Annotated in this window: 12 protein-coding genes; 8 read left to right on the top strand and 4 right to left on the bottom strand. The window is 74.2% G+C overall.

The window, feature by feature from the left end; genetic code table 11:
• The first annotated feature begins 10 nt into the window (after window positions 1-10).
• The gene (gene msrB / locus FJK98_RS08530; RefSeq protein ID WP_145918535.1) at window positions 11-421 is read left to right on the top strand and encodes a peptide-methionine (R)-S-oxide reductase MsrB; all 411 of its coding nucleotides are present in this window, start codon (window positions 11-13) and stop codon (window positions 419-421) included.
• Window positions 422-473: 52 nt separating this feature from the next.
• Here the strand turns inward: msrB and FJK98_RS08525 are convergent, their stop codons facing one another.
• Window positions 474-749 (bottom strand): isoamylase early set domain-containing protein, encoded by a 276-nt coding sequence (locus FJK98_RS08525; protein WP_145918534.1) that lies wholly within the window; start codon window positions 747-749, stop codon window positions 474-476.
• Window positions 750-904: 155 nt separating this feature from the next.
• On the opposite strand from FJK98_RS08525, the gene FJK98_RS08520 reads away from it, so the two are divergent.
• From FJK98_RS08520 to FJK98_RS08510, 3 genes are all read left to right on the top strand, one after another.
• Window positions 905-1,162, top strand: coding sequence for a Prokaryotic metallothionein (locus FJK98_RS08520; protein ID WP_088645482.1), 258 nt, complete (start codon window positions 905-907; stop codon window positions 1,160-1,162).
• Between the two features lie 117 nt (window positions 1,163-1,279).
• Window positions 1,280-1,744: a GNAT family N-acetyltransferase gene (locus FJK98_RS08515; protein ID WP_145918533.1), complete on the top strand. Its 465-nt coding sequence runs from the start codon at window positions 1,280-1,282 to the stop codon at window positions 1,742-1,744.
• A gap of 127 nt (window positions 1,745-1,871) precedes the next feature.
• Window positions 1,872-2,966 (top strand): lytic polysaccharide monooxygenase, encoded by a 1,095-nt coding sequence (locus FJK98_RS08510; RefSeq protein ID WP_145918532.1) that lies wholly within the window; start codon window positions 1,872-1,874, stop codon window positions 2,964-2,966.
• 95 nt (window positions 2,967-3,061) lie between these two features.
• Here the strand turns inward: FJK98_RS08510 and hemQ are convergent, their stop codons facing one another.
• The 3 genes from hemQ to hemE are packed head-to-tail and all read right to left on the bottom strand — an operon-like array spanning window position 3,062 to window position 6,285.
• Entirely contained in the window at window positions 3,062-3,775 is a 714-nt protein-coding gene (hemQ, locus tag FJK98_RS08505; protein ID WP_088645485.1) for a hydrogen peroxide-dependent heme synthase, read from the bottom strand.
• Entirely contained in the window at window positions 3,772-5,184 is a 1,413-nt protein-coding gene (gene hemG, locus FJK98_RS08500) for a protoporphyrinogen oxidase (protein ID WP_145918531.1), read from the bottom strand. The genes hemQ and hemG overlap by 4 nt, the downstream gene beginning before the upstream one ends.
• A gap of 3 nt (window positions 5,185-5,187) precedes the next feature.
• Complete coding sequence (hemE, locus tag FJK98_RS08495; RefSeq protein ID WP_088645502.1) at window positions 5,188-6,285, bottom strand: uroporphyrinogen decarboxylase; 1,098 nt, start codon at window positions 6,283-6,285, stop codon at window positions 5,188-5,190.
• Window positions 6,286-6,554: 269 nt separating this feature from the next.
• Here hemE and FJK98_RS08490 point away from each other — a divergent pair, with 269 nt between their 5' ends.
• The 4 genes from FJK98_RS08490 to FJK98_RS08475 all read left to right on the top strand — a co-directional run bounded on the left by FJK98_RS08490 (window position 6,555) and on the right by FJK98_RS08475 (window position 12,209).
• Entirely contained in the window at window positions 6,555-7,115 is a 561-nt protein-coding gene (locus tag FJK98_RS08490) for a DUF3000 domain-containing protein (protein WP_145918530.1), read from the top strand.
• Window positions 7,116-7,318: 203 nt separating this feature from the next.
• A complete protein-coding gene (locus tag FJK98_RS08485; protein ID WP_145918529.1) occupies window positions 7,319-8,635 on the top strand; it encodes a ribonuclease D in 1,317 nt (438 codons plus the stop codon).
• Between the two features lie 314 nt (window positions 8,636-8,949).
• Complete coding sequence (locus FJK98_RS08480; protein WP_145918528.1) at window positions 8,950-10,146, top strand: thiolase family protein; 1,197 nt, start codon at window positions 8,950-8,952, stop codon at window positions 10,144-10,146.
• The gene (locus FJK98_RS08475) at window positions 10,143-12,209 is read left to right on the top strand and encodes a 3-hydroxyacyl-CoA dehydrogenase NAD-binding domain-containing protein (RefSeq protein WP_145918527.1); all 2,067 of its coding nucleotides are present in this window, start codon (window positions 10,143-10,145) and stop codon (window positions 12,207-12,209) included. Before FJK98_RS08480 ends, FJK98_RS08475 begins: the two co-directional genes overlap by 4 nt.
• Window positions 12,210-12,360 lie beyond the last annotated feature (151 nt).

Below are 12,360 nucleotides of genomic sequence, written 5' to 3'. Positions count from 1 at the left end.
CGGTTGACCGGTGAGTCTTGACGAGAACGAACTGCCCCGCACCGAGGACGAGTGGCGGGTCCGGTTGACCCCGGAGGAGTTCCGGGTGCTGCGCGAGGCCGGCACCGAGCGCCCCTTCACCGGCGAGTACGTCGACACGAAGACCCCCGGCGTCTACCACTGCCGGGCCTGCGGGCTCGAACTGTTCTCCAGCGACACCAAGTTCGACTCGCACTGCGGCTGGCCGAGCTTCGACGACGCCATCCCGGGCCGGGTGCGGGAGATCCAGGACCGCAGCCTCGGCATGGTGCGGACCGAGATCCGCTGCGCCCGCTGCGACAGTCACCTCGGGCACGTCTTCCACGGTGAGGGTTTCACCCCGAAGGACACCCGGCACTGCGTGAACTCGGTGTCGATCCGGCTGGAGCCGAAGCAGGGCTGAACCGACACCGGGCCGTAGCGGAACCGGACCCACCCCGGGCCGGCCGGGGCGGTCAGAGCAGCAGCAGGCTACCCTCGTCGTCCACCCGGTCGGCGCCGGAGTCGTCGAGCCAGACACCGCCGGTGGCGAGGTAGCGGAACCGGTGCTCGCCGGGGCCGAGCCGGACGGTCACCGTCCGCGTGCCGTCCCGGCGGGGCACCAGCTCGTGCCGGCCCGGCTGCCAGTCGTTGAAACAGCCGACGACGCTGACCGTGCCGGGTGGGGTGTCCCGGGGCAGGCAGAAGGTGACCCGGGTCTGGGTGCCGAAGAGTCTGCTGCGCTTGATCACGTGATCCTCCCGGGGTCGGGGCGTCCTACCGGGTCAAACGCCCGACACGCCGGGGCGAAACGCCGTCCGACCCGATCGATCCGGGGCATTTCGCCCTGCCCGGCCCCGCGAGGCCGCACCCTGGGGGCAGATGTCCGATTCGGGGGGTGTGACAGGTGGCTACCTGCGAGGTCTGCGGCAACGACTACTGGATGGCGTTCGAGGTGCGTACGGTCAGCGGTGACGTGCACACCTTCGACTCCTTCGAGTGCGCGGCGCACAAGCTCGCGCCGATCTGCGAGCACTGCCAGGTGAAGATCATCGGGCACGGGGTGGAGGTCGGCGGCCGGTTCTTCTGCTGTGCGCACTGCGCCCGCGCGGTGGAGGCCCTGGGTGCGGAGATCCGCGACGCGGTCGGCGCCCGCCCGGCCTGAGCCGGCCTGACCCGGCCGGCCCGGCCTGCCCCACCCTGACCCGGCCGGCCTGACCCGGCCGGCCCCGACGTCACGGGGCGTGCCGGGCCGGCGGGCGGGGCCGCCTACCATCGCCTGATGGCACCGCAGACCGTCGACGTCCACGTCGCCAGCTTCACCGAGCTGGACGTACGCACCTTCCACGACCTGCTGCGGTTGCGCATCGACGTGTTCGTGGTGGAGCAGCGCTGCCCGTACCCGGAGCTGGACGGGCGAGACGTCGAACCCGGCACCCGGCACCTCTGGCTGACCCACGACGGCGTCGTGCGGGCCTACCTGCGGCTGCTCGCCGACCCGGGCGGGGTGGTGCGGATCGGCCGGGTGGTGGTGGCCCCGGCGGCCCGGGGCGGCGGGCTCGCCGGTCGGCTGATGACCGAGGCGTTGCGACTGGTCGGCGACCGGCCGTGCGTGCTGGAGGCGCAGGCCCACCTGGCCGGCTTCTACGCCGGGCACGGCTTCACCGTGACCGGCCCGGAGTACGTCGAGGACGGCATCCCCCACCTGCCGATGCGCCGCAGCGGGGTGGACAACCCGAAACATTGACGGATACCGCTTTCCTATGCAAGCCTGCGGAGGCAGAGCCGTCGTGGGAGCCGCACAGCAGGCACGGGAGGGGCAACTCCCGGCCGTCCGGGCGTCGATCGATAGACCCCTTCACCTCGGAGGCTCCATGTCCACCGTCCTACGCAGACGGCCCACCGCGCTCGCGGGGTCGCTGCTCACCATCGGCGCGATCATCGCGCTGCTGCTCACCACCGCCCTGGCCAACTCGGCGTCCGCGCACGGCGCGGTGGTGAACCCGGGGTTCCGCGCCTACAGCTGCTGGGAGCGCTGGGGTGCCGAGTTCCAGAACCCGAGAATGGCCACCGAGGACCCGATGTGCTGGCAGGCCTGGCAGGCCGACCCGCAGGCCATGTGGAACTGGAACGGCCTGTTCCGGGAGGGGGTCGCCGGTAACCACCAGGGCGCCATTCCGAACGGCCAGCTGTGCAGCGGCGGGCGCACCCAGAACGGCCGCTACAACGCCCTGGACACCGTCGGCGCGTGGAAGACCACGTCGGTGGCGAACAGCTTCCGGCTGAAGTTCTTCGACCAGGCCAGCCACGGGGCCGACTACATCCGGGTGTACGTCACCAAGCAGGGCTTCAACGCGCTGACCACACCACTGGGCTGGAGCAACCTGGAACTCGCCGGCCAGATCGGCAACACCCCGGCGTCCCAGTGGGACAAGGACACCGGCGGCGTGTCGATCCAGATCCCGGTGAACGCCCCGGGTCGTACCGGCCGGCACATCGTCTACACCGTGTGGCAGGCCAGCCACCTGGACCAGTCGTACTACCTGTGCAGTGACGTGGACTTCGGTGGCGGCACCAACCCGACCACCCCGCCCACCACCGCCCCGCCGACCACCCCGCCGCCCACCACCGCCCCGCCCACCACGGCCCCGCCGACCACCCCGCCGGCGACCGGTGGCTGCACCGCCACCTACCGGGTGACCTCGACCTGGAGCGGCGGGTTCCAGGGTGAGGTGGACGTGACCGCCGGCTCCTCGGCGATCAAGGGCTGGACGGTGAACTGGACGTACTCCGGCGGCCAGCAGGTCAGCCAGGCGTGGAACGCCACGCTGACCAGCAGCGGGTCGACGGTGACCGCCCGCAACGTCAACTACAACGGCGCGTTGGCCGCCGGCGGGAAGACCACCTTCGGCTTCCTCGCCTCGGGCAGCGGCGCCAGCCCGACCCCGGTCTGCACCGCGACCCTCTGACCGGTCCGGACACCACCCGGAGGTAGTGGCCCCCCGTCACGGGAGGCCGCTACCTCCGTCGTCGGGGACGATCCGGCCCGCCGCCGGGGCGGCTGTCAGACCAGGCAGTTGACGATGTCGGCGACCGAGCGACGCCGGCCGGTGTAGAACGGGACCTCCTCGCGGACGTGCCGCCGGGCCCCGGAGGCCCGCAGGTCCCGCATCAGATCCACGATCCGGTGCAGCTCGTCGGCCTCGAAGGCGAGCATCCACTCGTAGTCGCCGAGGGCGAACGAGGCGACCGTGTTGGCCCGGACGTCCGGGTAGCCGCGCGCCATCTTCCCGTGCTCGGCCAGCAGCTCCCGCCGCTCGGCGTCCGGCAGCAGGTACCACTCGTAGGACCGGACGAACGGGTAGACGCACAGGTAGGGCCGGGGCTCCTCGTCGGCGAGGAACGCCGGAATGTGGCTCTTGTTGAACTCCGCCGGCCGGTGCAGCGCCAGCTGCGACCACACCGGGGTCAACGCCCGCCCCAGGGTGGTCCGGCGCAACCGCAGGTAGGCGTCCTGGAGGGCGTCGCTGGACGACGAGTGCCACCAGATCATCACGTCCGCGTCGGCGCGCAGCCCGGCCACGTCGTACATGCCCCGGACCACGACGTCCTTGCCGGCCAGCTCCTCGAAGAGTGACTCCACCTCGCCGGTGACGTTCTCCCGCAGCGCCGGCAGCCCACCGGTGGCCCGGTACACCGACCACATGGTGTAGCGCACGGTGGCGTTGAGTTCCCTGATCCGGGCCGCGTTGGACTGCTCGGTGCTCTGCTCGGTCATGGACCCGATCCTCCCAGTGCTTCGATGATCTCCTCGGCCGCGCTCTCGCCGGAGCGGACGCAGACCGGGATGCCGACCCCGTCGAAACCCGCGCCGGCCACCGCCAGGGTGGGGTGCGACGCGCGCAGCGCCGCCCGGACGGCGGCCACCCGCCCGGTGTGGCCGGGGGCGTACTGGGGCAGCGCGCCGCCCCAGCGCTGCACGTGACCGGCGACCGGGGTGGGCAGTGCCACCCCGAGCACCCGGGTCAGCTCCCGGTGCACGGTGGCGAGCAGGTCGTCGTCGGTGAGCTGGAGCGAGGTCTCCTCGCCGTACCGGCCGACGGAGGCGCGGACCAGGGCCAGCCCGTCCGGCGCGGCCAGGTGGCCCCACTTGGTGGTGAAGAACGTCGACGCCTTGATCAGCAGCCCCTCGGTGGCCGGCACGAGGAAACCGGAGAGCCGGGGCAGGGCCGGCGCGGGCAGCGCCAGGGTGACCAGCGCGACGCTGGCGTAGTCCAGCCCGCCGACGGTGGCCGCCGGCCCGGCGGCGAACCCGGCGAGCAGCCGGGCCGTGGGCCGGGCCGGCACGGTGAGCAGCACCGCGTCCGCCCCGACCGACTCCGGGTCGCGGGTCGGGCCGACGGTCAGCCGCCAGCCGTCCCCGACGGGGGTCAGCTCGCGGACCGCCGCGTTGCGGCGGATCGTCGCGCCGCTGGCCGTGGCCGCCGCCTCGACCAGGGTGCTCAGCCCACCGGCGAGGGTGCCGAAGACCGGTGCGCCGGGGGCGCGGGGCGCGGCGGCCTGGGCGGCCCGGACCGCGCCGACCAGGGTGTGTTCCACCCGGGCCGCGCGGGCCAGCGCCGGCATGGTGGTGACCAGGGACAGGTCGTCGGCCCGGCCGGCGTAGACGCCGCCGAGCATCGGGTCGACCAGCCGCTGCACCACCTGCTCGCCGAACCGGGCCCGGACCAGCGCGCCGACCGAGACGTCCTGGTCGGCGTCGAGCAGCGGCCGGCCGCCGTCGCGGTCGGCGTCCGCCGTGGGCTCGGCGACCGTCGCCACCGCCGCCAGGTCCCCGGGTACGCCGACCAGGGTGCCGCCCGGGACCGGGCGCAGCCCGCCGTCGACGACGAGCGCGGCCTGCCCGACGGTGGGGTGCACGATCCGCCCGGCCAGGCCGAGCCGGCGGGCCAGGGTCACCGCGGCGGACTCGCCCCCGGCCGGGTCCCGCATCAGGAACGACTCCGCGCCGAACTCCACCGGCCGGCCGGCCAGCTCACCGGTGCGCAGCTTGCCACCGAGCGCGCCGGACTGCTCGTACACGGTGATCTCGGTGTCGGCGGGGGCGTGGTCGCGCAGCCGGAGCGCGGCGGCCAGGCCGGTGATCCCGCCACCGACCACCGCCACCCGCCACGGCCGCGCCCGCACCGCTCAGCCCTGCTCGTCCCGGCGCGCGGACACCTCGTGCACCAGCGCGACCACCCGGGTCAGCACCTCGGGGTCGGTCTCCGGCAGCACGCCGTGACCGAGGTTGAACACGTGTCCGGGGGCAGCGCGGCCCTGCTCGACGATCCGTCGCACCTCGGCCTCGATCACCGGCCAGGGGGCGAACAGCACGGTCGGGTCGAGGTTGCCCTGCACCGCCCGGTCCGGCCCGATCCGGCGGGTCGCCACGTCCAGCGGGGTACGCCAGTCGACGCCGACCACGTCGGCCCCGGCCTCCCCCATCGCGCCGAGCAGTTCGGCGGTGCCCACCCCGAAGTGGATCCGGGGCACCCCGGCGTCGGCCAGGCCGGACAGCACGGCGGTGGAGTGCGGCAGGACGAAGCGGCGGTAGTCGGCCTCCGACAGGGCCCCGGCCCAGGAGTCGAAGAGCTGCACGGCGGAGACCCCGGCGTCGACCTGCACCCGCAGGAACGCCAGGGTGACCTCGGCGAGCCGGGCGCAGAGCGCGTGCCACAGCTCGGGCTGGCCGTACATCATCGCCTTGGTCCTGGCGTGGGTACGCGACGGTCCGCCCTCGACCAGGTAGCTGGCCAGGGTGAACGGCGCGCCCGCGAAGCCGATCAGCGGGGTGTCGCCCAGCTCGGCGACGAGCAGCCGGACGGCTTCGTCCACGTAGGACACGTCGGCCCGGTCGATGCGGCGGACCCGCTCGACGTCGGCGACGGTGCGCACCGGCTCGGCCACCACCGGCCCGGTGCCGGCGACGATGTCCAGGTCGACACCGGCCGCGGCGACCGGGACCACGATGTCGCTGAACAGGATCGCCGCGTCGACGCCGTGCCGGCGGACCGGCTGGAGGGTGATCTCGGCGACCAGGTCCGGCCGGCGGCAGGAGTCCAGCATCCCCACGTTGGCCCGGATCTCCCGGTATTCCGGCAGGGACCGGCCGGCCTGGCGCATGAACCAGACCGGGGTGTGCGGGACGGACTCCCGGCGGCAGGCCCGGACGAAGGGCGAGTCGGCCGGCCCGCTGCGGCGGGATTCTCCGTCTCGGGCGGCGGTGCCCGTGGTGTCGGTGGTCATCGCGGCAATCGTGCCACGCACCCGCGCGGGCCCGACGGGCAGCGCCGCCATTTGTGACCCGCGCCCCGGCCGGGCCGGCCGGCGGTGGCCCGGGTGCCCGGCCCGCCCCGGTCGACGGTGCCGCGCGGACCTCTGCCCGCCCCGGTCGGTGGTGCCGCGTGGACCCGGGACGCCCCGGTCGGCGGCGGGACACCGCCGGGGCGGCGCTTCGGCGTGCCGTCCCGGCGGGCGACGGCGGGTCGGCATAGGCTGCCGGTCATGGCCCCCCGATCGCGCTCCCGGAGACGTTCGCCCGCGCGGTCGCCGGCCTGCGGTCGGTCACCCCCCGGGCGGAGATCGTCCTGGAGGAGGTCGGCGCGCCCCAGCGGCTCGCCCCGTACGCGTTCGCCCTCTCCGCCACCGTGCTGCGCGACGACGACGAGGTGGCCGACGGCCGGCTGATCCTGCTGCACGACCCGGCCGGGCACGACGCCTGGCAGGGCACCCTGCGGCTGGTCACCTACGTGACCGCCGACCTGGAGGTCGACCTGGCCGCCGATCCGCTGCTGCCGGGGGTGGGCTGGACCTGGCTCACCGACGCGCTGGAGGCGCACGAGGCCGACTACCGGGCGGCGGGTGGCACGGTCACCCAGACCGTGTCGACCCGGTTCGGCGACCTGGCCGGCCCGCCCGCCGCCGGGGACGTCGAGATCCGGGCGTCCTGGACGCCGCTCGGCGAGGACCTGGGCGCGCACCTGTCGGCCTGGTGTGCGCTGCTCGCCTCCACCGCGGGGCTGCCGCCGCCGGGCGTCACCGCGCTCACCGACCGCCGCCCGGCCGGCGCGGCCTGACCGCCGGCCGCCCTCCCGGTAGCGACGCGACACGCCCGGAACACAAGCGGATGTCCCGGCTGCCCTGAGGACGTCCCGCCGGACGTCGAATGTCCCGCGGTCGAGGTGGCTGTCCTCATCGCCCGGACCTCTGCCGGACACCGGGACGACACACACCGGACCGGCTGCGCACACCATCTCGCCCGGCGCACTAGGGTTGTCAGGTGACCGACGAACCACCCCTGCGCCGTCGGGCCGCCGAAAGCCGTACGGCAGACGTTCCGCCCCCGGCCGTCGACCAGCCGGCGGACGCGGGCGTCGAGCAGCCCTCCGGCGGGCCCGTACCGCTGACCGCGCCCCGCGACGGCACCCCCCAGCCGGTGGCCACCGCCGCCGAGCTGGACGAGGTCGTGGCCCGCTTCGCGGCGGGCACCGGCCCGGTGGCCCTGGACGCCGAGCGGGCCTCCGGGTACCGCTACAGCCAGCGGGCCTACCTGGTGCAGCTGCGCCGGGAGGGGGCCGGCACCACGCTGATCGACCCGCTGCCGCTGCCCGACCTGACCGCCCTCGACGAGGCGATCGGCGACGCCGAGTGGGTGCTGCACGCCGCCAGCCAGGACCTGGCCTGCCTGGCCGAGGTGGGGTTGCGTCCGCGCCGGTTGTTCGACACCGAGCTGGCCGCCCGGCTGGCCGGCTTCGAGCGGGTCGGCCTGGCCGCGCTGACCGAGCAGTTGCTCGGCTACACCCTGGAGAAGCACCACTCGGCGGCCGACTGGTCCAGCCGGCCGCTGCCCGAGTCCTGGCTGACCTACGCGGCGCTGGACGTGGAGATGCTCGTCGACCTGCGCGACGCGCTGGACGCGGAGCTTCAGGCGCAGGGCAAGTCGCCGTGGGCGGCGGAGGAGTTCGCCGCGCTGATCACCTGGGCCACCCGGCCGCCCCGGGTGCGGGCGGAGCCGTGGCGGCGGACCTCCGGCATCCACCGGGTCCGGGGGGCGCGGGCGCAGGCCCGGGTCCGGGCCCTGTGGTACGCCCGGGACCAGATCGCCGTCCGCCGGGACGCCGCTCCCGGCCGGGTGCTGCCCGACTCGGCGATCATCGCCGCCGCCGAGCTGGACCCGAAGGACGAGAAGACCCTGCTGACCCTGCCCGGGTTCGGCGGCCGGTCGGTACGCCGGCTGGCCCGCTCCTGGCTGACGGCGCTCGACGAGGCCCGCCAGTTGGCCGACGACGCGTTGCCGGTCACCCCGACGGTGGAGGGGCCACCCCCGCCGCACCGGTGGGCGGAGCGCGACCCGGTGGCCGCCGGGCGGCTGGCCCGCTGCCGGGAGGTGGTGGTCCGCGTCGCCGGTGAGCACCGGCTCCCGCCGGAGAACCTGATCACCCCGGACTCGGTCCGTCGGCTGGCCTGGCAGCCGCCCGACGAGATCACCGTGGACACCGTCACGGAGGTGCTGCGCGGCTACGGCGCGCGCCAGTGGCAGCTCTCCCTCCTGCTGCCCGCGCTCGCCGAGGCGCTGCTGCCCGCGCCCCGGGCCTGAGCCGCCGCCGCGCTCCCGCTTGCGGCCCGGGCTGTGCCGCCACCCGGCGCGCCCGGTCCGGCCCCTGCCGCGCGGCCGGTCCGGCGTCGGCGGCTGCGGCGCAGCCCGCCGTGCCCGGCCGACGCCTGCCCGTCGGCCGGTGGGCCCGCACCGAGCCCGGCCGGAGTGTGGGGTGGGCCACACCGGGGGTGGTGACGGCTGTGGTTACTGGCGAGTAGCATTCCCGGGGAAACGCCAGTGCCGGCCGACCCTCACCCGGCCCGTGCCGCCCCTGCGGCGCGCCGGCCGGGTCGTGGTCGATAAGGAGGCTCCAAGTGCCCCGAGAAGTTCGGGATGTCGTCTTCGTCGACGGTGTCCGCACCCCGTTCGGCAAGGCGGGTGGCATGTACGCCAACACCCGCGCCGACGATCTGGTGATCCGCTGCATCCGTGAGCTGCTGCGCCGCAACCCGCAACTGCCCCCGGAGCGGGTCGAGGAGGTCGCCGTCGCCGCCACCACCCAGATCGGCGACCAGGGCCTCACCATCGGCCGCACCGCCGCCCTGCTGTCCGGCCTGCCCAAGACCGTCCCGGGCTTCTCCGTCGACCGGATGTGCGCCGGGGCGATGACCGCCGTCACCGCCGTCGCCGGTGGCATCGCGATGGGCGCGTACGACATCGCCATCGCCGGCGGCGTGGAGCACATGGGCCGGCACCCGATGGGCGAGGGCGTCGACCCCAACCCGCGGATCATCGCGGAGAAGCTGGTCGACCCGTCCGCCCTGGTGATGGGGGCCACCGCCGAGAACCTGCACGACCGGGTGCCGCACATCACCAAGGAGCGCACCGACGCGTTCGCGCTCGCCTCGCAGCTCAAGACCGCCAAGGCGTACGCCGACGGCAAGCTCCAGGACGACCTGGTGCCGGTCGCGGTCCGCGACGCCGAGGGCGGCTGGGGACTGGCCACCGCCGACGAGGCGCCCCGGGAGACCTCGCTTGCGAAGCTGGCCACCCTGAAGACCCCGTTCCGCCCGCACGGCAAGGTCACCGCCGGCAACGCGGCCGGCCTCAACGACGGCGCCACCGCCAGCCTGCTCGCCGACGAGGCCACCGCCCGTCAGCTGGGCCTGCCGGTCGCCATGCGGCTGGTGTCGTACGGCTACGTCGGCGTCGAACCCGAGGTGATGGGCGTCGGCCCGATCCCGTCGACCGAGAAGGCGCTGCGCATCGCCGGCCTGAGCATCGACGACATCGGCCTGTTCGAACTGAACGAGGCGTTCGCCGTGCAGGTGCTCGCCTTCCTCGACCACTTCGGCATCGCCGACGACGACCCCCGGGTCAACCCGTGGGGCGGCGCGATCGCCATCGGTCACCCGCTCGCCTCCTCCGGCGTACGGCTGATGACGCAGCTCGCCCGGCAGTTCGCCGAGCACCCCGAGGTGCGCTACGGCCTCACCGCCATGTGCATCGGCATCGGCATGGGCGGCACGGTCATCTGGGAGAACCCGAACTGGGAGGGTGCAGACAAATGAGCCTCAGCGCACCGAACGAGGTCGTCACCCGGGCGCTGCTGCGGCAGGTGGACGTACCCGGGCTGGACCGGCCCGCCGCCCTGATCACCCTGGACAACGGCTTCGACCACACCAAGCCGAACACCTTCGGCCCGGGTGGCCTGGCCAGCCTGGACGAGGCGATCACCGCCGCGCTCGCCGCCGAGCCGGCGTTCGTCGCGGTCACCGGCAAGCCGTACGTCTTCTGCGTGGGCGCGGACATCACCAGCCTGCCCGCGCTGGCGGACCGGGAGCAGGCGCTGGAGATCGGCCGGCTCGGCCACCGGGTCTTCGCCCGGCTCAGGGACAGCGCCGTGCCCACCTTCGCCTTCGTCAACGGCGCGGCGATGGGCGGCGGCCTGGAACTGGCCCTGCACTGCCACTACCGGACGCTGTCCGGTGGCGCGGTGGCGCTGGCCCTGCCCGAGGTGTCGCTCGGCCTCGTCCCCGGCTGGGGCGGCACCCAACTGCTGCCGAACCTGATCGGCATCCCCGCCGCCACCCAGGTGATCCTGCAGAACCCGCTGATGCAGAACAAGATGCTCAAGCCGAAGCAGGCCGCCGAGATGGGCATCGCGGACGTGCTGCTGGAGCCGGCCGACTTCCTGGAACGGTCGCTGGAGTGGGCCGCCGGGGTGGTCCGGGGCGAGGTCACCGTCACCCGGCCCGAGGTCGACCGGGACATGTGGGCGGGTGTGCTCTACTTCGCCCGGCAGACCCTGGACCAGCGGCTGCACGGCGCGGTCCCGGCCGCGTACAAGGCGCTGGACCTGCTGGAGACGGCGAAGGACGCCGACTTCGCCACCGGCACCGCCGCCGAGGACGAGGCGCTGGCCGACCTGATCTTCTCCGAGGAACTGCGCAGCGGCCTGTACGCCTTCGACCTGGTGCAGCGGCGGGCCAAGCGGCCGGCCGGCGCGCCGGACAAGGGCCTGGCCCGGCCGGTCACCAAGGTCGGCATCGTCGGTGCCGGCCTGATGGCCAGCCAGCTCGCGCTGCTGTTCGCCCGCCGCCTCCAGGTGCCGGTCGTGCTGACCGACCTGGACCAGTCCCGGGTCGACAAGGGCGTCGGCTACGTGCACACCCAGATCGAGAAGGCCGTCAGCAAGGGCCGGATGGACAAGGGCACCGCCGCCAAGCTGTACGGCCTGGTCTCCGGCTCGGTCGACAAGTCCGTCTTCGCCGACGCCGACTTCGTCATCGAGGCCGTCTTCGAGGACCTGGACGTCAAGAAGCAGGTCTGGGCCGAACTGGAGAAGATCGTCGCGCCGGAGGCGGTGCTCGCCACCAACACCTCCTCGCTGTCGATCACCGCGATGGCCGCCGAGCTGGAGCACCCGCAACGGCTGGTCGGCTTCCACTTCTTCAACCCGGTGGCGGTGCTGCCGCTGCTGGAGATCGTCCGGGGCGAGCGGACCGACGACGCCACCCTGGCCACCGCGTTCGCCGTGGGCAAGCAGTTGAAGAAGTCCTCGGTGCTGGTCTCCGACGCCCCGGCGTTCGTGGTCAACCGGCTGCTCACCCGCTTCCTGGGCACCGTGTTCGCCGCCGTCGACGCGGGCACCCCGCTGGACGTGGCGGACAGCGCGCTGGATCCGCTGGGGCTGCCGATGCGTCCGCTCGCCCTGCTCCAGCTGGTCGGGCCGGCCGTGGCGTACCACGTGGGCGGCACCCTGCACGCGGCGTACCCGGACCGGTTCGGCGTCAGCGAGAACCTCCGTCGGATCGCCGACTCGGGTCAGCCGATCGTCGTCGAGGACCGGATCAACGACGAGGTGGCCAAGCTGCTCGTCGTCGGCGACCAGCCGCTCACCGCCGAACAGGTCCGGCAGAACGCCCTCGACGCGCTGGCGCAGGAGATCCGGCTGATGCTCGACGAGGGTGTCGTCGCCGAGGCGCAGGACATCGACCTGTGCATGATCCTCGGTGCCGGTTGGCCGTTCCACCTGGGCGGGATCACGCCGTACCTCGACCGGACCGGCACCTCCGAGCGGGTCACCGGGCGGCGTTTCCTGCCGCGTGGGGTCGCCAGCCTGCGCGCCTGAACCATCCCCGCTCCCCCGCGATCGCGGTGGCCGCCGATGTCCTCCCCCCGGGATATCGTGGCCACCGCGATCGTCGTTTGCGTACCCTCGTCAGACTCGGGGGGCTGCGCGGCCGGGCACCGTCTGGCTACCATCACGCGTTCTCACCCTC

The sequence above is a fragment of the Micromonospora sp. HM134 genome, from assembly GCF_007833915.1.
Classification (GTDB): domain Bacteria; phylum Actinomycetota; class Actinomycetes; order Mycobacteriales; family Micromonosporaceae; genus Micromonospora; species Micromonospora wenchangensis.
Note: the sequence above shows the minus strand (reverse complement) of the source record. Positions and strands in the feature narration are given on the sequence as shown.